This is a genomic window from Streptomyces sp. NPDC029122, from assembly GCF_055569445.1.
In genome coordinates, this window is record NZ_JBVHWK010000002.1 from 325,180 (window position 1) to 344,755 (window position 19,576).

At 72.3% G+C, this 19,576-nt stretch carries 14 protein-coding genes and 1 pseudogene; 9 read left to right on the top strand and 6 right to left on the bottom strand.

The features are described 5' to 3' along the window. Nucleotides 1–8: 8 nt before the first annotated feature. The 3 genes from mmsB to chvE form a co-directional block, all read right to left on the bottom strand. The gene (mmsB, locus tag ACZ4WZ_RS03875; protein WP_467884690.1) at nt 9–1,244 is read right to left on the bottom strand and encodes a multiple monosaccharide ABC transporter permease; all 1,236 of its coding nucleotides are present in this window, start codon (nt 1,242–1,244) and stop codon (nt 9–11) included. Nucleotides 1,245–1,247: 3 nt separating this feature from the next. After that, entirely contained in the window at nt 1,248–2,795 is a 1,548-nt protein-coding gene (mmsA, locus tag ACZ4WZ_RS03880; RefSeq protein ID WP_467884692.1) for a multiple monosaccharide ABC transporter ATP-binding protein, read from the bottom strand. Nucleotides 2,796–2,894: 99 nt separating this feature from the next. Beyond that, nucleotides 2,895–3,989 (bottom strand): multiple monosaccharide ABC transporter substrate-binding protein, encoded by a 1,095-nt coding sequence (gene chvE / locus ACZ4WZ_RS03885; RefSeq protein WP_467884694.1) that lies wholly within the window; start codon nt 3,987–3,989, stop codon nt 2,895–2,897. Between the two features lie 365 nt (nt 3,990–4,354). On the opposite strand from chvE, the gene ACZ4WZ_RS03890 reads away from it, so the two are divergent. Next, complete coding sequence (locus ACZ4WZ_RS03890) at nt 4,355–5,344, top strand: LacI family DNA-binding transcriptional regulator (RefSeq protein WP_467884979.1); 990 nt, start codon at nt 4,355–4,357, stop codon at nt 5,342–5,344. Between the two features lie 6 nt (nt 5,345–5,350). After that, nucleotides 5,351–5,609: pseudogene (locus ACZ4WZ_RS03895) on the top strand (hypothetical protein); the annotation flags it as partial. 55 nt (nt 5,610–5,664) lie between these two features. Here ACZ4WZ_RS03895 and xylA read toward each other — a convergent pair. After that, nucleotides 5,665–6,837 carry a xylose isomerase gene (xylA, locus tag ACZ4WZ_RS03900; RefSeq protein WP_467884696.1) on the bottom strand — a complete coding sequence of 391 codons (1,173 nt, stop codon included), beginning with the start codon at nt 6,835–6,837 and terminating at the stop codon, nt 5,665–5,667. A 98-nt stretch (nt 6,838–6,935) separates the two neighbouring features. Here xylA and xylB point away from each other — a divergent pair, with 98 nt between their 5' ends. Further along, the gene (gene xylB, locus ACZ4WZ_RS03905) at nt 6,936–8,366 is read left to right on the top strand and encodes a xylulokinase (protein ID WP_467884697.1); all 1,431 of its coding nucleotides are present in this window, start codon (nt 6,936–6,938) and stop codon (nt 8,364–8,366) included. 15 nt (nt 8,367–8,381) lie between these two features. Further along, entirely contained in the window at nt 8,382–9,593 is a 1,212-nt protein-coding gene (locus ACZ4WZ_RS03910; protein ID WP_467884699.1) for an ROK family protein, read from the top strand. A 150-nt stretch (nt 9,594–9,743) separates the two neighbouring features. On the opposite strand, the gene araA is transcribed toward ACZ4WZ_RS03910, so the two are convergent. Together araA and araB are read right to left on the bottom strand one after the other, a co-directional pair. Beyond that, a complete protein-coding gene (gene araA / locus ACZ4WZ_RS03915; RefSeq protein ID WP_467884701.1) occupies nt 9,744–11,255 on the bottom strand; it encodes an L-arabinose isomerase in 1,512 nt (503 codons plus the stop codon). A gap of 84 nt (nt 11,256–11,339) precedes the next feature. Then, a complete protein-coding gene (araB, locus tag ACZ4WZ_RS03920; RefSeq protein ID WP_467884703.1) occupies nt 11,340–13,034 on the bottom strand; it encodes a ribulokinase in 1,695 nt (564 codons plus the stop codon). A 470-nt stretch (nt 13,035–13,504) separates the two neighbouring features. Between araB and ACZ4WZ_RS03925 the strand changes: the two genes are divergently transcribed. From ACZ4WZ_RS03925 to ACZ4WZ_RS03945, 5 genes are all read left to right on the top strand, one after another. Further along, entirely contained in the window at nt 13,505–14,503 is a 999-nt protein-coding gene (locus tag ACZ4WZ_RS03925) for an ABC transporter substrate-binding protein (protein ID WP_467884704.1), read from the top strand. A gap of 93 nt (nt 14,504–14,596) precedes the next feature. Then, nucleotides 14,597–16,156, top strand: coding sequence for a sugar ABC transporter ATP-binding protein (locus ACZ4WZ_RS03930; RefSeq protein WP_467884706.1), 1,560 nt, complete (start codon nt 14,597–14,599; stop codon nt 16,154–16,156). Then, entirely contained in the window at nt 16,153–17,253 is a 1,101-nt protein-coding gene (locus ACZ4WZ_RS03935; protein ID WP_467884708.1) for an ABC transporter permease, read from the top strand. Before ACZ4WZ_RS03930 ends, ACZ4WZ_RS03935 begins: the two co-directional genes overlap by 4 nt. Then, nucleotides 17,250–18,272 (top strand): galactofuranose ABC transporter, permease protein YjfF, encoded by a 1,023-nt coding sequence (gene yjfF / locus ACZ4WZ_RS03940; RefSeq protein ID WP_467884710.1) that lies wholly within the window; start codon nt 17,250–17,252, stop codon nt 18,270–18,272. The genes ACZ4WZ_RS03935 and yjfF overlap by 4 nt, the downstream gene beginning before the upstream one ends. 105 nt (nt 18,273–18,377) lie before the next feature. Further along, nucleotides 18,378–19,502 carry an aldose epimerase family protein gene (locus ACZ4WZ_RS03945; protein ID WP_467884712.1) on the top strand — a complete coding sequence of 375 codons (1,125 nt, stop codon included), beginning with the start codon at nt 18,378–18,380 and terminating at the stop codon, nt 19,500–19,502. Nucleotides 19,503–19,576 lie beyond the last annotated feature (74 nt).

Consider the following 19,576-nt stretch of genomic DNA (forward strand, 5'->3'; position numbering starts at 1 on the left):
GGGCCCGGTCAGGTGCCGGCCTTGCGCTTGTTGTAGACGTCGAAGCCGACGGCCGCGAGCAGCACCAGGCCCTTGGTCACCTGCTGGTAGTCGGTACCCACGCCGACCAGCGACATCCCGTTGTTCAGTACGCCCAGCACCAGACCGCCGGTGAGGGCACCGAGGACGGTCCCCACGCCGCCGCTCGCGGAGGCACCGCCGATGAAGGCGGCGGCGATGGCCTCCAGCTCGAAGTTGATGCCGGCCTGCGGCGTGCCGGCGTTGAGCCGCGCCGCGAAGACCAGTCCGGCCAGGGCCGCGAGGACGCCCATGTTCACGAAGGCCAGGAAGACGACCCGCTTGCTCTTCACCCCGGACAGCCTCGCCGCCGCCTCGTTGCCGCCGATGGCGTAGGTGTGCCGGCCGAGGATCGAGTTGCGCATCACGTACCCGAAGCCGACCAGCAGGACGCCGAAGATCAGCAGGACCACCGGCACCCCGTGGTAGCTGGCCAGCAGCAGCGTGAAGGCCACCACGGCCGCCGCGATCGCGCCGAGCTTCAGCAGGAACAGCCCGCGCGGAAGCAGTTCCAGCCCGTACGACGCGGCCCGTCGCCGTCCGCGCACCTCCTGGAGGACCGTGACGGCCAGCACCACGAGGCCCAGCAGCAGGGTGAGGTTGTGGTAGTCGGTGTGCGGGCCGACCGCGGGGAGGAACCCGCTGCTGATGTTCTGGAAGCCCTTGGGGAACGGCGCCACCGACTGGCCGTGCAGGAGGATCTGGGTGCCGCCGCGGAACAGTAGCATGCCGGCCAGCGTGACGATGAACGACGGGATCCCGAGATGGGCGATCCAGAACCCCTGCCAGGCCCCGGCGAGGGCCCCGATCAGCAGCGAGACCGCCACCGCCACCGGCCACGGCACGTCGTGCTCGACCATCATCACCGCCGCGGCCGCCCCGACGAAGGCGGCGAGCGAGCCGACCGACAGGTCGATGTGCCCGGAGATGATGACGATCATCATGCCGATCGCCAGGATGAGGATGTAGCCGTTCTGCTGGATCAGATTGGTGATGTTGAGCGGCTGGAGCAGGATGCCGCCCGTCCAGATCTGGAACAGCAGCACGATCAGCGCCAGCGCGAGCAGCATCCCGTACTGGCGCAGGTTGCCGCGCAGCGCTCGGGCCAGTACGGCACCGGCCGAGGGCCGTCGGCCGGTCCGCGGGACGCCGGGCTTGGTGTCTGGGGTGGTCTCGGTCTGCGCCATGCCTCACACCTGCTTGTCGGGGTATGCCGCGCTCATGGTCATGAGCCGCATGAGGGATTCCTGGGTGGCCTCCGCACGGGGCACCTCACCGGTGATCCGGCCTTCGGCCATGGTGTAGACGCGGTCGCACAGGCCCAGGAGTTCGGGGAGTTCGGAGGAGATGACGAGGACCGGCTTGCCCTGGTCGGCGAGTCCCGCGATGACGGTGTAGATCTCCGCCTTGGCGCCGATGTCGATGCCCCGGGTGGGTTCGTCGAGGATCAGCACCTCCGGCCCGGCGAAGATCCACTTGCTGAGGACGACCTTCTGCTGGTTGCCTCCGCTGAGCTTGCCGGTCCGCGCGAACACCGAGGGGGCCTTGATGTTCATGCTCCGCCGGAACGATTCGGCGATCCGGGCCTCCTCGTGCCGGTCGACCCAGCCCCGCCGGGCGACCTTGCCGAGGGCGCTCAGCGAGATGTTCCGGCTGATGTCGTCGTCGAGGTCGAGGCCGAGCTGCTTGCGGTCCTCGGTCACGTACGCGATGCCGTGCCCGATCGCCTCCGGCACCGTCCGGGTACGGATCTCCCGGCCGTGCAGCCGTACGCGGCCGCCGGTCCACCGTCCGTACGAGCGGCCGAAGACGCTCATGGCCAGTTCGGTGCGGCCGGCGCCCATGAGGCCGGCGATGCCGACGATCTCGCCCCGGCGGACGTTCAGCGAGGCGCGGTCGACCACCCTCCGCCGGTGGTCGACCGGGTGCAGGACGCTCCAGTCCTCGATCTCGAAGGCGACCTCGCCGATCTCCGGGGTGCGCTCGGGGTAGCGGTGTTCCAGGTCGCGGCCGACCATGCCGCGGATGATCCGCTCCTCGGAGATGCCCTCGGGGCCGATCGTGAGGGTCTCGACGGTCCGGCCGTCACGCAGGATGGTGACGGCGTCCGCGACCCGGGCGATCTCGTTCAGCTTGTGCGAGATGAGGACGCAGGCGATGCCCCGCGCCTTGAGTCCGAGGATCAGGTCGAGCAGCTTGCGGCTGTCCTCGTCGTTCAGCGCGGCCGTCGGCTCGTCCAGGATGAGCAGTCTGACGTCTTTGGCGAGGGCTTTGGCGATCTCGACCAACTGTTGTTTGCCGACGCCGAGATCGGTGATCCGGGTGTGCGGGCTCTCGTCGAGCCCGACCCGCCGGATCAGTTCGGCGGCGTGGGTCAGCGTCCGGTGCCAGCTGATGAAGCCCCGGGTGGCGTGCTCGTTGCCCAGGAAGATGTTCTCGGCGATGGACAGGTGGGGCACGAGCGCGAGTTCCTGATGGATGATCACGATGCCCTGCCGCTCGCTGGCCCGGATGTCCCGGAACCGGCAGGGGCGGCCCTCGAAGCGGATCTCGCCCCGGTAACTGCCGTGCGGGTGGACCCCGCTGAGCACCTTCATCAGGGTGGACTTGCCGGCGCCGTTCTCGCCGCAGACGGCGTGCACCTCACCCGCGGCCACGGTCAGGTTGACCTCGGAGAGCGCTTTGACACCGGGGAACGACTTGCTGATCGAGCGCATTTCGAGAACGGGTCCGGCCATGGCTGTGCGTCCGTATCGTTCGGGGCGGTGCGGGTGCGGGGCGATGGCCCGGGCGTCGCGCCGCCGGTTCGGCTCGGGCCCCTGGGCGGGGCCCGAAGGCTACGTGAGCTGGTCCGCGGTGTACTGGCCGCTGTCCACCAGGACCTTCCGGTAGTTGTCCTTGTCGACGCTGACCGGCTGGAGCAGCTGGGCCGGGACGGTCTTGACGCCGTTGTCGTACTGGCTGGTGTCGTTGACCTCGGGCTTGCCGCCGGTCAGCAGGGCGTCGCCCATCTGGACCGCCGCCTTGGCCAGTTGACGGGTGTCCTTGTAGACGGTCTGGGTCTGCTCGCCCGCGATGATCGATTTCACCGAGGCCAGTTCGGCGTCCTGGCCCGTGACGACGGGCAGGGGCCGGCCGGTGCCGTAGCCGACGCCCTTGAGCGAGGAGATGATGCCGATCGAGATGCCGTCGTACGGCGAGAGCACGGCGTCGACGGGGGCGGCGGTGTACGACTTGCTCAGCAGGTTGTCCATCCGGGACTGGGCGAGACCGCCGTCCCAGCGCAGGGTGGCGATCTGGTTGAACGAGGTCTGGCCGCTCCGCACGACCAGCTTCTTGTCGTCGACGTACGGCTTGAGGACGCTCATGGCCCCGTTGAAGAAGAAGTCGGCGTTGTTGTCGTCCGGTGAGCCGGCGAACAGCTCGATGTTGAACGGGCCCTTGCCGTCCTTGAGACCGAGCTTGTCGACGATGTAACCGCCCTGGAGGACGCCGACCTTGTAGTTGTCGAAGGTCGCGTAGTAGTCGACGTTCCCCGTGCCGCGGATCAGCCGGTCGTAGGAGATGACGGGGACGTGCGCGTCGGCGGCCTTCTGCAGCACGTTGGTGAGCGAGGAACCGTCGATCGGGGCGATCACCAGCAGCTTGGCCCCCTTGGTGATCATGTTCTCCACCTGGGACACCTGGTTCTCCACGACGTTGTCGCCGTACTGGAGGTCCGTCTTGTAGCCCTTGGCCTGGAACTCCTTGGCCATGTTGGTGCCGTCGTTGATCCAGCGCTCCGACGACTTGGTCGGCATCGCGATGCCGATGAGGCCGCCTTTGGCGTTCCCGCCGGTCCCGCCGTCGCCCGCTCCGTTGGCGCTCTGGCCGCAAGCCGCCAGCGACAGTGTCAGGCCCACGGTGGCAAGGCTCGCCGAAAGCTTCCGCACAGTTCCTCCAGTGGTGGTGCGCGACCGGCACGGTGCGACCCGGTCGGGCGACCGGGAGCGGTCGGGCAGGACGGCCGGGGAGTGGTTTCCTCGCCCTCGGCGAAGTCGGTTGCTGCGGCTCCTGCCTGGCGATACCTGAGTGTTAACGCTCACAAGAGTGTCGTCAAGGGGCGTGTCCGGATCATCGTCGGACGACGAGGGAGCAGGCGGCCGGCCCCTTCGGCGGGGCGTCCGCGCATCGGCCCCCGCGCTCGCCCGTGCCCGCGTGGCCTTCGGCGAGAGGCGGTGGCGTACCGTGGCCCGCAGTCGAGGAGGGAGTGCGAGTGGGAGCCGACGGTGCCGGGGCCGAGCAGCGCCACCCCGTGATGGCGGACGTGGCCAAACTGGCCGGCGTGTCCCACCAGACGGTGTCACGGGTGCTCAACGGCGCCCCGCACGTACGGCCCGGCACCCGGGACCGGGTGCTCGCCGCCATCCGTGAGCTGGACTACCGCCCGAACTCCGCCGCCCGGGCCCTGGTCACCCGCCGCTCGCAGAACCTCGGGGTGGTCAGCTTCGGATCGACCCTCTACGGCCCCGCCTCCATGCTGGACGGTATCGAGCAGGCCGCGCGCGGCGCGGGGTACTCCGTCAGCGTCACCAGCCTGCGTTCCCTGGACGGCCGCTCGGTCCAGGAGGCCGTCGACCGGCTCCGCGACCAGGGTGTGGAAGGCGTCGTCGTGATCGCGCCCCAGATCTCCGCCGTCAGCGCGGTGGCCGGGCTCTCCAGCTCCGTGCCGGTCGTCGCGGTCGGATCGGGCAGCCGTTCGCGGGTTCCCATGGTCTCGGTGGACAACCGGTCCGGTGCCGAGGCAGCGACCCGGCACCTGCTCCAGCTGGGCCACCGGACCGTGCACCACCTCGCCGGCCCGGCCGGCTGGCTGGAGAGCCAGGACCGCGAGGAGGGCTGGCGCGGCACGCTCGAGGCCGCCGGGGCCCCCGTGCCGCCTGTCGAGCGCGGCGACTGGAGCGCACGCTCCGGCTACCGGGCGGGCCTGCGGATCGCCGGGCTGAGCGACGTCACCGCCGTCTTCTGTGCCAACGACCACATGGCCCTGGGCCTGCTGCGCGCCCTGCACGAGGCCGGCCGCTCGATCCCGGGCGACATCGGCGTCGTCGGCTTCGACGACATTCCCGAGGCGGCCTACTTCACCCCGCCCCTGACCACCGTGCGGCAGGACTTCGCCGAGCTGGGCCGCCGGGCCCTGGAACTGCTCGTCGAGGAGCTGGAGGGCGTCGCGCACACCCCCACCCACGTGCGGATCGCGCCCGAGATGGTGCTGCGCCGCAGCGCGGGCCCCGCCCCCCGCCGTTGAGCCCGCACCGCCGGCGGGCGCGGCACCGGCTTCGCCACCGACGCCGCCGGCCGGCACTTCGTGTCCGGACAGCTCTCCCTCGGGGTGGGGGAGCCGGGGTACGGGCTGCGGGAGCGGTTCACCCGTTCGCGACGAGGCCACCGTCAACCGCTTCGTCGACGGCACGGCGGGGCGCGGCATCCCGCTGAGCGTCTTCCGCCTCGGCCGCTTCTGGACGCGCGAGTACCCGTGGTGCGACGTCGCGCGGCACCCGGACGCCTTCCCCGGGGAGGGCGCCCCCGGCCGGGCCGTGGCACGCCGGCCCGGCTCCTGACTGCGCCTCAGCGGGCGCCGAGGAGGTGTTCGAGGGCGAGCTGGTCCAACTGCTCGAAGGCCATGCCGCGGCGGGCGGCGGCCTCGGCGTCGAACCCGTCGGAGGCGGAACGGTCGGCCAGCAGTCCGGCCAGGCCGTCCTCGGCGGTGGGCAGGGCGAGCTCGGGCAGCCGGGAGGCGTCGAGGGCGGCCCGTACGTCCGGGTCGGCCCGGAAGGCGCGGGAACGCTCCGCCAGCAGCAGGTAGTTGCGCATGCAGGCGGCCGCCGAGGCCCACACCCCCGCGGAGTCCTCGGTGCGCGGCGGCTTGAAGTCGAAGTGACGGGGGCCGTCGTAGCCGGCCGACTCCAGCAGGTCGACCAGCCAGAAGGCCTGGCGCAGGTCGCCCGCGCCGAAGCGCAGGTCCTGGTCGTACTTGATGCCGGACTGGCCGTTGAGGTCGATGTGGAACAGCTTGCCGTGCCACAGGGCCTGGGCGATGCCGTGCGGGAAGTTCAGCCCGGCCATCTGCTCGTGGCCGACCTCCGGATTGAGGCCGACCCGGTCGGGCCGCTCCAGCTCGTTGATGAACGCCAGGGCGTGGCCGATGGTGGGCAGCAGGATGTCGCCGCGCGGCTCGTTGGGCTTCGGCTCGATGGCGAAGCGCAGATCGTAGCCCTGGGCCTCGACGTACTCGCCGAGCAGGTCGAAGGCCTCCTTGAGCCGGTCCAGCGCCGTGCGGACGTCCTTGGCCGCGCCCGACTCCGCGCCCTCGCGGCCGCCCCAGGCGACGTACACCGAGGCGCCGAGTTCCACGGCCAGGTCGATGTTGCGGATCGTCTTGCGCAGCGCGTAGCGGCGTACGGCCCGGTCGTTGGCGGTGAACGCGCCGTCCTTGAACACCGGGTGGGTGAACAGGTTGGTGGTGGCCATCGGCACCTTCAGCCCGGCCGTGTCCAGTGCGGTGCGGAAGCGCTTGACCGCCTGCTCGCGGGTGGAGTCGTCGGCGCCGAAGGGGATCAGGTCGTCGTCGTGGAAGGTGACGCCGTAGGCGCCGAGCTCGGCCAGCCGCCGCACGGCCTCGACCGGGTCGAGGGCGGGCCGGGTGGGATCGCCGAAGGGGTCCCGGCCCTGCCAGCCGACGGTCCAGAGGCCGAAGGTGAACCTGTGCGCGGGAGTGGGGACGAGCGGGTCGCTGGTCATGGGGCGCTCCGGATCCATGCCGAGGGAGGGCTATTTGTTATGGCAGAAAACAAATTAGTATGCCGAGACGTCAGAAGGAAACCCCACCGGAGGAACGCATGTCCGCCCAGCGTGTCGTGATCGGTGTCGACAGCTCCACCCAGTCCACCAAGGCCCTCGCCGTCGACCTGGACTCCGGTGCCGTCCTGGGCGAGGGCCGCGCCCCGCACACCGTCAGCGCGGGCGCCGGACGCGAGAGCGACCCCGAACGGTGGTGGCGGGCGCTCGGCGAGGCCATGGCCGCCACGGGGTGGGCCGACCGCGCCGCCGCCTGCTCGATCGCCGGCCAGCAGCACGGCCTGGTCACCCTCGACACGGCCGGCCGGCCGGTGCGACCGGCACTGCTGTGGAACGACGTACGCTCCGCCCCGCAGGCCGCCGCACTCGGGGCCTCGTTCGGGCCGGCGGAACTCGCCCACCGCACCGGCAGCGTCCCGACGGCCGCCTTCACCGCCGCCAAATGGGCCTGGCTGCGCGCCAACGAGCCCGCCGCCGCCGACCGCGTCGCCGCCGTCCGGCTTCCCCACGACTACCTCACGGAGCGGCTGACCGGAGAGGCGGTGACCGACCGCGGTGACGCGTCGGGAACCGGCTGGTGGGGCCCGGACGGCTACGACCGGGACATCCTCGGCCGGATCGGCCTCGACCCCGGGCTGCTGCCCCGGGTCCTCCCCCCGGGCGCCCGGGCCGGCGTCGTCCGGGCCGGGATGCCGCTGCGCGAGGGCGCGCTGGTGGCCACCGGAACCGGCGACAACATGGCCGCCGCCCTCGGGCTCGGCCTGACGCCCGGACGGCCGGTGCTCAGCCTCGGCACCTCCGGCACCGTCTACGCCGTCGGCCGGACCCGGCCGGCCGACCCGAGCGGAACCGTCGCCGGCTTCGCCGATGCCCTCGGCGGCTGGCTGCCGCTCGCCTGCACGCTCAACTGCACCCTCGCCGTCGACCGCTTCGCCGCCCTCCTCGGCCGCGACCGCGAGGACGCCCAGGGAGGCGGCACGGCGGTGGTGCTCCCGTACCTGGACGGCGAGCGCACCCCGGACCTCCCGGGTGCTTCCGGCCTCGTCCACGGCCTGCGCCACGACACCACACCGGGACAGCTGCTCCAGGCCGCCTACGACGGTGCCGCGCACGCCCTGCTCGTGGCCCTGGACGACGTGCTGCGCGCCGGAGGCGAGACGCCGGCGCCCGACGAACCACTGCTGCTCATCGGCGGCGGCGCCCGCGGCAGGGCCTGGCAGCGGACCGTCCTGAGGCTGTCCGGCCGGGCGGTCCAGGTGCCCGAGGCCCGGGAACCGGTCGCGCTCGGGGCCGCCGCACAGGCCGCCGCACTGCTCACCGGAGAGCCCGCCGACGCGGTCGCCCGGCGCTGGCGGACCGCCGGGGGCCGGGTACTGGACCCCGTCACCCGTGACGACGACACGCTCGAACGGATCACCAGTACGCTGCGTCGGGCGCGGGCGTTGCAGGAGGTCCCGCCGGAAGGGCGATAGGGAGGGCGGCGGCTCATGACGGCGAGGGGCAGGGCGGGCGGGGGCGCGGAGGCCGTGCCCGCCTCGCAGCAGGGGATGCGCCGGCAGAACCTTGCGGCGGTGATCGGCGCGGTCGCCGCGCACGGCCCCCTCTCCCGGGCGGACGTCGCCGGGCACACGGGCCTGACCAGGCCGGCCGTCTCCTCCATGGTCGACGAGCTCATCGGCCGGGGAGCCCTCACCGAAACGGAGACCGCGCCCAGCGGACGCGTCGGCCGCCCCGGCCGGGCACTGGCCCTGAACGACCGGGGTCCCTCGGGCCTCGGCCTGGAGATCGGCGTCACCCACCTCGCCGCCTGTGTCGTGGACCTGCGCGGCGAACCCCGGGTGTGGCGCCGGGTCGAGCGGGCCAACGCGGGCCGGCCGGCCGGGCGGGTCCTGGCGGAGGCCGCCGCACTGGGCGCCGAGGCGGAGTCCGAGGCCGCCGCCCTCGGCCTGCGCGTCGAGGGCCGTGTCCTGGCCGTGCCGGGGGTGGTGCCCAACGCGCCGGGCGGGCTGGTCGAGAACGCGCCCAACCTCGGCTGGCAGGCGGTCCGCCCCGCCGACCACTGGCCCGACCGGGCGGCCGTTCCCGAGCCGGAGAACGAGGCCAACCTGGGGGCGCTCGCCGAGCAGTGGCACCAGGGGAACCCCGCCGAGACCTTCGTCCACGTCTCCGCCGAGGCCGGAATCGGGGCCGCACTGGTCATCGGCGGGCAGCTGTTCCGGGGCGCCCGCGGCTTCGCCGGCGAACTGGGTCACCTGCCCGTCCACCCGGAGGGCCCCCGCTGCGCCTGCGGGGCCCGCGGCTGCCTGGAGCAGTACGCGGGCCGGGCCGCCGTGCTGCGCGAGGCCGGGCTGGGTTCCGCCGGCGATCCGGTGGCCCTGCTGGCCGAGCGGGCGGCCGCCGGGGACGCGCCGGCCCTGGGCGCCCTGGACCGCGCGGGACGGGCCCTGGGCCTCGCCCTCACCTCGGCGGTGAACCTGATCGACCCGGACGCGCTCGTCCTGGGCGGAGCCTACGCCGAACTCGCCGACTGGCTCCTCCCGCCGGTCCGCGCCGAACTGGCCGCCCGGGTCACCGTCCGCCCCTGGGCCCCGGAAGCGGTGCGCCCCTCGGCCCTGGGGCGGCGCGGGCCGGTGCTGGGCGCGGCATGGTCGACCGTCCGGCGGATCATCGCCGACCCCACCCGCCTGCCCATGGGCTGAGGGCGTTCCGTTGATCCCGGCCGGGATCAGGAGACGGCCGAGGGCGCGGGTCCTCCCGTCGATTCGTGACGCGTGCGTGGACGGGGCCGGGCTTCTGATCCCCCCGTCCGGATCGGCATCGGCCAGGGGCCGCTCCGTGCTCCGCCGGGTTCACAGCCCCAGTGCCAGCCGGTAGTACGCCTGGCTCCAGCGGAGTTCACGCCGGAACCGCTTCGGGGTGGTGGTCCCGTCGATGAGGACGAGTTCCATGCGGAGCATCTCCGCCAGGTCGTCGAGGTGGTCGGAGGTGAGGGCGGTGCTGAGGACGGTGTGGTGCGGCCCTCCGGCCGTCAGCCAGGATTCCGTGGAGGTCCGCAGGTCGGGGTGGGGCCGCCAGACCGCGCGGGCGACGGGCAGGGCGGGCAGCGGCCGGGGCGGTGCCACCACGTCGATGTCGTTGGCGATCAGACGGAACCGGTCGCCGAGGTCGGCGAGGCCCACCACCACGCCCGGCCCGGAGGCCGCGTCGAAGACCAGGCGCACCGGGTCCTCCCGCCCGCCGATGCCGAGGGGGTGGATCTCGCACCTGGGCCGGTCGGCCGCGATGGTGGGGCAGACCTCCAGCATGTGCGCCCCGAGGATGAGCTGGTTGCCGGGCGTCATGTCGTAGGTGTAGTCCTCCATGAAGGAGGTGCCGCCCGGGAGGCCGGCGGCGGCCGCCTTGAGGGCGCGCAGCAGGGTGGCGGTCTTCCAGTCGCCCTCGCCCCCGAAGCCGTAGCCCTGGGCCATGAGCCGCTGGACCGCCAGGCCCGGCAGCTGGCGCAGGCCTCCCAGGTCCTCGAAGTTGGTGGTGAAGGCCCCGAAGCCGCCCGCTTCGAGGAAGGTGCGCAGACCGGCTTCGATGCGGGCCGCGTAACGCAGCGCGTCGTGCCGTTCTCCTCCCGGCCGCAGTTCCGGCGCCAGGTGGTACAGGTCCGCGTACTCCTTGACGAGGGAGGTCACGTCGGTCTCGTCCGCGGCGTCGACGACCTCCACCAGGTCGTTGACCCCGTAGGTGTTGACGGAGACGCCGAAGCGCAGCTGGGCCTCGACCTTGTCGCCCTCGGTGACGGCGACGTCGCGCATGTTGTCGCCGAACCGGGCGACCTTGAGGACGGCCAGTTCGGACCGCGCGGCGGCGGCCCGCGCCCAGACCGCGACGCGCGCGGTCGTCACCGGATCGCTGACGTGCCCGGCCACGGTCTTGCGGGGTACCCCGAGACGGGCCTGGACGTGCCCGAACTCGCGGTCCCCGTGGGCGGCTTGGTTGAGGTTCATGAAGTCCATGTCGATGGTGTCCCAGGGCAGGGCCACGTTCGACTGGGTGTGGAGGTGCAGCAGCGGCTTGCGCAGCGCGTCCAGTCCGGCGATCCACATCTTGGCCGGCGAGAAGGTGTGCATCCAGGCGATCAGTCCGATGCACCGGTCGTCGGCGTTCGCGTCGAGGCACGTCCGGCGGATGGCGTCGGCGCCGGTCAGTACCGGCTTCCATACGACTCGGGCGGGAAGGCCGGAGACGCCGGCCAGGACGGTGGCGATCCGCCGCGACTGTTCGGCGACCTGCTTCAGGGTCTCCTCCCCGTACAGGCCTTGGCTGCCGGTGAGGAACCAGATTTCCTGGGCGGGAGACGTTCGGCTGGGCACATGGACTCCTGGAGGTGACGTCCCGCCACGGGAGTGGGGGCGGCGGGCGGGCGGGAAAGTGGTGACGGACGGCGGGGCGAGGGGTCAGCCGGCGTTGCGGGCCGTGTCGCGGATGCTCCTCAGCCGGTGCAGCATGCCGCCGGTGCCGAAGTGGTCGTGCAGGAGCCGGTACTCGGCGAAGAGGGCGTCGTAGGCATCGGCCCGTGAGGCGTCGGGCGTGTAGACGGCGGGCCGTCGGCGGCCCATGGCGGCGGTGGCCGTGCGTACGTCCGCGTGGGCACCGGCGGCCACGGCGGCGTGGATGGCCGACCCGAGGGCGGGGCCCTGGTCGGACGCGGCGAGGGAGACGGGGCGGCGCAGCACGTCGGAGTAGATCTGCATCAGCAGTTCGTTCTTGGCCAGTCCGCCGGCGACGATGAACTCGCGCACCGGTACCCCGCCCGCCTCCAGCGCCTCCACGATGACGCGGGTGCCGAACGCGGTCGCCTCGAGCAGCGCCCGGTAGACGTCCTCGGGGCGGGTCGCGAGGGTGAGGCCCACGACGACCCCGGAGAGGTGGTGGTCGACGAGGACCGAACGGTTGCCGTTCAGCCAGTCCAGGGCGACCAGTCCGTGGCCGCCGACCGGCTGACCGGAGGCCTTCCGGGTCAGCAGGGTGTGCAGGTCCTCGCCGCGGTCGGCGGCCTCGGCGAGGTACTCCGCGGGGACGCCCTGGTCCAACACCCAGGCGAAGACGTCGCCGACCGCGCTCTGGCCGGCCTCGTAGCCGTAGGTCCCCTCGACGATGCCCCCGTTGACGACACCGCAGATGCCGGGGACGTCGGCGAGGACGGGGGCGTTCACGACGTGGCAGGTGGAGGTGCCCATGATGGCGAGCAGCTGCCCGTCCTCGACGGCCCGGGCCGCCGCTGCGGTGACATGGGCGTCGACGTTGCCCGCGGCCACCGCGATGCCGGGGCGCAGCCCCGTCCACGCCGCCGCCTCCGTGCTCAGCGAGCCCACGCGGGAGCCCAGCGCGGAGAGGGGGAACTCGAGGCGGGTGCGCGCGAAGTCGGCGAACCGGGGGTTCAGCGCGGCCAGGTACTCCTCGCTCGGGTAGGCGCCGTCCTGGTGGATGCCCTTGTACCCGGCCGTGCAGGCGTTGCGGGACTCGGTTCCGGTGAGCTGCCACACGATCCAGTCGGCGGCCTCGATCCACCGCGCGCAGGTGTCGTAGACGAGCGGATCCTCCTCCAGCACCTGGAGGGCCTTGGCGAACTGCCACTCGGCGGAGATCCTCCCGCCGTAGCGGGCGATCCACTTCTCCCCCCGGGCATGGGCGAGTTCGTTGATCCGGTCGGCGTACGGCTGGGCCGCGTGGTGCTTCCACAGCTTGGGCCACGCGTGGGGCCGTACGGCGAGCCCGGTCTCGGCGAGGGGCGTCCCGTCGGCCAGCGCGGGCAGCACGGTGCACGCGGTGAAGTCGGTGGCGATGCCGATCACCGCGGCGGGATCCACCCCGGCCGCCGCCACCGCCTCCGGGACGGCGCGGCACAGCACGTCCCGCCAGTCCTGCGGGTGTTGCAGGGCCCAGTCCGGAGGCAGCTGCGCACCGCCGTGCGGCAGGTGCCGGTCGATGACCCCGTGCCGGTAGGCGTGGACCGCCGCGGCCAGCTCCTGACCGTCGCGGACCCGCACCACTACGGCGCGGCCCGACAACGTGCCGAAGTCGACGCCGACCGTGTACTGCTCCGGTTCCTCGGAACACGGGGTGGGCGCGAGGGGATGGGGTGACGTCAAAGGAGTGCCTTTCGATGGAGTCGGAGGGGCAGCGGGCGGCCCGGCGGGCGGAGTGGCCCGCCCGCGCTCCCGGCAGTCGGCCCGCGTGATCGGCGGTCCTCGCAGTGTGAGCGCTAACAATGTCGCGAGGCAAGGGGTTCGGGCGGTCGTGTGCGGGCTTCGTCGGTGGAGCGGCCGCCGCGCGCGCCGGACGGGCGAGTCGATCTGCCCCCGCGACAGCGCGGGTTGCCGCTCTCCTCGGGCGGCGGGTCGGGCGGCGTCGCGGAAAGGCGGGGCCCGACCCGCCGCCGCACCCGGGATGGTCACGGACAGGTAACGCACGCAAGGGGCTTGAGAACGTGACTTGTTAGCGCTCACAATGCGACGGCGCCCCTTCCCCCAGGTGACCCCTCTCCTGTCGATCCCGACTCCGGCCGCCCCGGCCGTCGTGCGCCGCCGCCTTCTCCGTGCACCCCGAAAGGACCCCCGACATGGCTCGCAGAGCAGCCCTCGTACTCGCCGCCGCCCTCCTCGCCTCCACCGCGCTGACCGCCTGCTCCACCGAGAACCCCGGCTCCTCCTCAGCCCCGGGGGCCAAGAAGGGCTCCGGCGGGGCCATCACGCTCGGCTTCGCCCAGGTCGGAGCCGAGAGCGGCTGGCGCACCGCCAACACCAAGTCGGTCCAGGAGGCGGCGAAGAAGGCCGGGATCGACCTCAAGTTCTCCGACGCCCAGCAGAAGCAGGAGAACCAGATCAAGGCGATCCGCAACTTCATCCAGCAGAAGGTCGACGTCATCGCCTTCTCGCCGGTCGTGGAGTCCGGCTGGGACACCGTGCTGAAGGAGGCCAAGGACGCGGGCATTCCGGTCATCCTCACCGACCGCGCCGTGGACACCAAGGACACCTCCCTCTACAAGACCTTCCTGGGCTCGGACTTCGTCAAGGAGGGCAAGTCCGCGGGGGAGTGGCTGACCGGCGCGTACGCGAACGAGCAGGGCCCGGTGAACATCGTCGAACTCCAGGGCACGACGGGTTCCGCACCCGCCAACGACCGCAAGGCCGGCTTCGCCGAGGTCATCCGCGCCGACGGCAAGTTCAAGATCGTCGCCTCGCAGTCGGGCGACTTCACCCGCGCCAAGGGCAAGGAGGTCATGCAGGCGTTCCTGAAGTCCGAGAAGGACATCGACGTCCTCTACGCCCACAACGACGACATGGCCCTCGGCGCCATCCAGGCGATCGAGGAGTCCGGCAAGAAGCCCGGGACGGACATCAAGGTGATCTCGGTGGACGGCATCAAGGACGCCTTCGTCGCGATGACCGAGGGCAAGATCAACGTCGTGGTGGAGTGCAACCCGCTGCTCGGCGACCAGCTGATGGAGCTGGCCAAGAAGGTCGCGGCGGGCGAGGACGTGCCGCCCCGGGTCGAGACCGAGGAAGGCGTCTTCCCTCAGGACAAGGCCGCGGCCGCGCTGCCGTCCCGGAAGTACTGACGCGGCCCGTCCGGTGACGCGGGAGGACCGGACCCGGTGCCTCCTCCACCCTCCGGAGCCCGCTCCACCACCCCATCCACGAGAGGAGGGCGGATGGCATCCCCGTCCACCCCGCGGCCCGCGGACGCCGGCGGCCCGCCGCCGGTCCTGGAAGCCCACGGCATTCGCAAGCAGTTCCCGGGGGTGCTCGCCCTCGACGGAGTCGCCCTGCGGCTCTTCCCCGGTGAGGTGCACGCCCTGATGGGCGAGAACGGCGCCGGCAAGTCCACCTTGATCAAGGTGCTCACCGGTGTCCACCCCGCCGACGGCGGCACCGTCCTCGTCGACGGCCGGCCCCACACGTTCGGGGACCCCCTCCAGGCGCAGCAGGCGGGCATCAGCACCGTCTACCAGGAGGTCAACCTCTGCCCGAACATCTCGGTCGCCGAGAACATCCTCATCGGGCGCGAACCGCGCCGGTTCGGCCTCGTCCACTGGTCCGCGGCGCGGCGGCGGGCGGCAGAGCTGCTGACGGAACTGGACCTCGACCTCGACGTCACCGGTCTGCTCGGTTCGCACTCCCTGGCGGTGCAGCAACTGGTCGCCATCGTCCGGGCCGTGGACGTCTCGGCGAAGGTGCTCGTCCTGGACGAACCCACCTCCAGCCTGGACCGGGAGGAGGTCGCCCAGCTCTTCACCCTGGTACGGCGCCTGCGGGACCGCGGTGTGGCCATCCTGTTCGTCACGCACTTCCTCGACCAGGTCTTCGACCTCTGCGACCGCGTCACCATCCTGCGCAACGGCCGCCTGGAAGGCGAGTACCCCATCGGCGAACTCACCCCGGTGACGCTGGTGCAGCGCATGATCGGGGGCGAACTGGCCACCCTCGACCAGCTGTCCGACCGCGCCCACGAGACGGCGGTCGAACGGGCGGCCGGCGAGCCCTTCCTCCGGGCGCGGCAGCTGACCCGCACGGGCTCGGTCGAACCGTACGACCTCGACATCCATGCCGGTGAGGTCATCGGCCTGGCCGGCCTCCTGGGCTCGGGCCGCACCGAGGTGGCCCGCCTCCTGTTCGGCGCGGACAGCGCGGACGCCGGGGAAGTGAGCATCGAGGGCGAGAAGGTGCTCCTGCGCACCCCCCGCCACGCCATCGCCCGGGGCATCGCCTTCTGCTCCGAGAACCGCAAGTCCGAGGGACTGGTGGGCGAGCTCACGGTCCGCGAGAACATCGTCCTCGCCCTGCAGGCCGCCCGCGGCTGGACCAGGCCGCTGGCCCGTGCCAAACAGGACGAACTGGCACGCCACTGGATCGAAGCCCTGGACATCCGCCCCGCCGACCCCGAAGCGCAGGTACGCCACCTCAGCGGAGGCAACCAGCAGAAGGTCCTCCTCGCGCGGTGGCTGCTGACCGGACCCCGGCTCCTGATCCTCGACGAACCCACCCGGGGCATCGACATCGGGGCCAAGGCGGAGATCCAGAAGCTCGTGGCCCGCCTGGCGGGCGAGGGCACCGCCGTGCTGTTCATCTCGGCGGAACTGGAAGAGGTCCTGCGCCTGAGCCACCGCATCGCCGTGCTCCGCGACCACCGCATGGTGGCCACCCTCAGGAACGACGACACCGTCACACACGAACGCATCCTCACGACCATCGCCACCGGAGCGGACTCATGACCCCCCAGCCCGCCACGTCCGGGGCGGCCGACGGAATCCGGAGACGACTGGCCGGCCACCGCCTGCTGTGGCCGACGCTCGTCCTCCTCGCCCTGCTCCTCGGCAACCTCGCCTTCCACCACGACTTCTTCTCCGTCCGCGTACGCGACGGCCACCTCTACGGCAGCCTCATCGACATCCTCCAGTTCGGCGCGCCCCTCACCCTGGTGGCACTCGGCATGACCCTCGTCATCGCCACCCGCGGCATCGACCTCTCGGTGGGGTCCACCGTCGCCATCGCCGGGGCCGTGGCCTGCGCGCACATCTCCACCGCCGCGCGTCCCGGAAGCGTCGCCACCATGCTCACGGCCGTCGCCCTCGCCCTCGGCGTCGCCCTCGTGCTGGGCCTCGCCAACGGCTTCCTGGTGTCCGGGCTGGGGGTGCAGCCCATCGTGGCCACACTGATCCTCATGGTCGCGGGCCGCGGCGTCGCCCAGCTGATCACCGACGGCCAGATCATCACGGTGAGCAGCGGCCCGTACAAGATGATCGGAGGCGGCTACTGGCTGACCCTCCCCTTCGCCGTCCTCCTGGCCGCGGCCCTCGTCGCGCTCACCGCCTTCGTCACCCGTCGCAGCGCCCTCGGCATGCTGATCGAGTCCGTGGGCGGCAACCCCGCCGCCAGCCGTCTGGTCGGCATCCGGGCCGGCGGTCTGCTCGCCCTGGTCTACGTCTTCAGCGCGCTGTGCGCCGCCGTCGCCGGACTGATGATCAGTTCCAACGTCTCCAGTGCCGACGGCAACAACGCCGGCCTGTGGATCGAACTCGACGCCATCCTCGCCGTCGTCGTCGGCGGCACCGCCCTGACCGGAGGTCGCTTCTCCCTCGGCGGCACCGTCCTGGGCGCCCTGATCATCCAGACCCTCTCCACCACCGTCTACACCCTCGGCGTCCCGCCCGAGACCACCCTCGTCTTCAAGGCCTTCGTCGTCATCGTCGTCTGTCTCGTGCAGTCCCCCGTCTTCCGGGCCAAGGCCCTGCGCCGCCGCGGGACGCGCACCCCCCGATCGCACACCACGGCGGGCGCCGCCCCGCAGCAGCAGGAGGTACGCGCATGAGTACCGGCATCGCGGCCGCCGCCGCGCAGCTCGCCCGCCCCTTCGCGACGGTGTCCCCGCGCACCCGCACCCGTATCCCGCTGATCGTCACGGCCGTCCTGCTGACGGGCATGTTCGGCGTCGGATCGGTGCACTACGAGGGCTTCCTCTCCGCGCAAGTCGTACTGAACCTGCTGATCGACAACGGATTCCTGCTGGTCGTCGCGGTCGGGGCGACCTTCGTCATCCTCACCGGCGGCATCGACCTGTCCGTCGGCTCCATGGTGGCCCTGTCGACCATGCTCACCGCATGGCTGGTCGAGTCGCACGGGTGGCCCCTGGCCACCGTCATTCCCCTGGTCCTGCTGGTCGGCGCCGCGAGCGGGACGCTCATGGGCTGGATCATCCACACCTTCGAGATCCAGCCGTTCATCGTGACCCTGGCCGGCATGTTCCTCGCCCGCGGGCTCTGCTACACCATCAGCACCGAATCGATCACGATCGGCGACCCCACCACGGCGGCCATCGCGCAGACCCGCCTGTACGGCCCGGGAGGACTGTTCGTCTCCATCCCGGTCGTCATCGCCCTGGCCGTGCTGCTGACCGCCTTCGTCGTACTGCACCACACCCGCTTCGGCCGCACCGTGTACGCGCTGGGCGGCAACGAGTCCTCCGCGCGGCTGATGGGTCTTCCGGTGGGCTCCACCAAGATCGCCGTATACGCCGTCAGCGGCCTGTGCTCGGCGCTGGGCGGCCTGCTGCTGACCTTCTACATGCTCTCCGGCTACGCCCTGCACGCCATGGGCATGGAACTCGACGCGATCGCCGCCACCGTGATCGGCGGCACGCTGCTGACCGGGGGCTCCGGCTTCGTCCTGGGCACCGCCCTCGGAGTGCTCGTCCTCGGCATGATCCAGACGGTCGTCAACTTCCAGGGAACGCTCAGCTCCTGGTGGACCCGGATCGTCATCGGCGCCCTGCTGCTCGTGTTCATCGTGCTGCAACGGCTGATGGGCGGACGCCGCCCCGCCGCCGACTGATCCCCCGCCCCCTTCCGCCCGTACCTCCCGTGCCCACGCGTTCGGGTGCCGCGGCCACAGCCCGCCGCGGCCCCTCCGAGGGACCGACTTCCAGGGAACACCGCCGTGACCCACGCATCCGAACCCGCCGGCCGGACCGCCGGGTCCCCGCGGACCGCCCCCGGTCCGCGGACGGGCCGCCCCCTGCGCACGGCGGATGAGGGATCGGGGGAGAGATGGCGGTTCGGCTTCCCCGGCCGGGCCCGCGCGGAGGTCCACACGCGCGGCGCCCGCCTCCATTCCCTCACCGTGCCGGACCGCTGGGGCCACCCGGCCGATGTGGTGCTCGCCGCCCTCGACCCCGCCGCCCTCGAGGGTTCCGCACGCTACTTCGGTGCGACGGTGGGCCGTTACGCCAACCGCATCGCGGGCGGCCGGCTCGTCGTCGACGGCGTCACCCACCGGCTCGCCACCCAGGAGAACGGGCACACCCTGCACGGCGGTCCCGACGGGTTCGACCAGCGCGTGTGGCGGTGCGAACCCTTCCACTCCGCTCACCGCACCGGTGTCCGGCTGTTCCTGCACAGCCCCGACGGCGACCAGGGATTCCCCGGTGCCCTGGACGTCCGCGTGACCTACACGCTGGACCGGCGGGACAACCTGACCGTGTCGTACCGGGCGGTCGCCGACGCGCCGACGATCGTCAACCTCACCAACCACACCTACTGGAACCTCGAAGGAGAGGGACGCGGCACCGTCCTCTCCCACCATCTCCAGGTGGAGGCCCCCCTCTACACCCCCGTGGACGCCGAGCTGATCCCCGACGGCCCCCACCGCCCGGTCAGCGGCACCCCGTTCGACCTCCGCCGGCCCCGGCGGCTCTCCGACGCCCTGACCCGTACGGATCCGCAACTGGCCCTCGCAGGCGGCGGCTTCGACCACAACTGGGTCCTCGACGGCGCCCGGCGGGCCCGCCCCCGGAAGGCCGCCGTGCTGTACGCGCCCGCTTCCGGCCGCCGTATGGAAGTGCGCACCACGGAACCGGGCATCCAGGTCTACACCGCCCAGGGCCTGACCGGTGACATCACGGGCAAGGGAGGCAGGCCGTACCGGGCCTACGCGGGCGTCGCGCTGGAAACCCAGCACTTCCCCGACTCCCCGAACCGCCCCGACTACCCGACGGTCCTCCTGCACCCGGGCCTGCCGTACCGCTCCACCACGGTCCACGCCTTCACCTCCGTCGCCGCCTGACGGGCCGCCGTACGCGGTACCGCGGGGGCCGCCCGACCCCACCGCCCGTGGGGGAGCGGGCCCCGGGCGGTGGC

Coding starts and splice junctions, on each gene's coding strand:
- mmsB (WP_467884690.1), bottom strand. CDS start 1,244: ATGGCGCAGACCGAGACCACCCCAGACACCAAGCCCGGCGTCCCGCGG.
- mmsA (WP_467884692.1), bottom strand. CDS start 2,795: ATGGCCGGACCCGTTCTCGAAATGCGCTCGATCAGCAAGTCGTTCCCC.
- ACZ4WZ_RS03890 (WP_467884979.1), top strand. CDS start 4,355: ATGGCGGACGTGGCCAAACTGGCCGGCGTGTCCCACCAGACGGTGTCA.
- xylA (WP_467884696.1), bottom strand. CDS start 6,837: ATGACCAGCGACCCGCTCGTCCCCACTCCCGCGCACAGGTTCACCTTC.
- xylB (WP_467884697.1), top strand. CDS start 6,936: ATGTCCGCCCAGCGTGTCGTGATCGGTGTCGACAGCTCCACCCAGTCC.
- ACZ4WZ_RS03910 (WP_467884699.1), top strand. CDS start 8,382: ATGACGGCGAGGGGCAGGGCGGGCGGGGGCGCGGAGGCCGTGCCCGCC.
- ACZ4WZ_RS03925 (WP_467884704.1), top strand. CDS start 13,505: ATGGCTCGCAGAGCAGCCCTCGTACTCGCCGCCGCCCTCCTCGCCTCC.
- ACZ4WZ_RS03930 (WP_467884706.1), top strand. CDS start 14,597: ATGGCATCCCCGTCCACCCCGCGGCCCGCGGACGCCGGCGGCCCGCCG.
- ACZ4WZ_RS03935 (WP_467884708.1), top strand. CDS start 16,153: ATGACCCCCCAGCCCGCCACGTCCGGGGCGGCCGACGGAATCCGGAGA.
- yjfF (WP_467884710.1), top strand. CDS start 17,250: ATGAGTACCGGCATCGCGGCCGCCGCCGCGCAGCTCGCCCGCCCCTTC.